We start from the raw sequence: 269 nt of genomic DNA, 5'->3' as shown, positions 1-269 counted from the left end.
ATTACAGAAGTTTCCCTGAATCCAAATGGTTTAAAGCTAAACTATACGGACTGGAATGTTGCAGAAAACAATAAAATCCAAATTAGCAACAAAGGAATACTGGCAGATAATTTCACGCTAACAAATGGGGCCAGCCAAGTCTCTATTCAATCGGAAAGTAACAACCCAAGTAGCCCTTTAAACATTTCATTAAAGGATTTTAAAATTGAAACTATTACTGAGCTTATAAAAAAAGATACAGTTCTGGCAAGAGGAACCATCAATGGAAC

1 protein-coding gene is annotated in these 269 nt (G+C 34.9%); it reads left to right on the top strand.

Annotation, left to right across the window (positions count from 1 at the left end; translation table 11 throughout):
• On the top strand, positions 1-269 hold a 269-nt coding region (locus tag SB689_RS23225; protein ID WP_410694414.1), incomplete at both ends, for a hypothetical protein.

Source organism: Chryseobacterium sp. SIMBA_038, assembly GCF_046535115.1.
In the GTDB taxonomy this organism is placed as follows: Bacteria; Bacteroidota; Bacteroidia; order Flavobacteriales; family Weeksellaceae; genus Chryseobacterium.
Note: the sequence above shows the minus strand (reverse complement) of the source record. Positions and strands in the feature narration are given on the sequence as shown.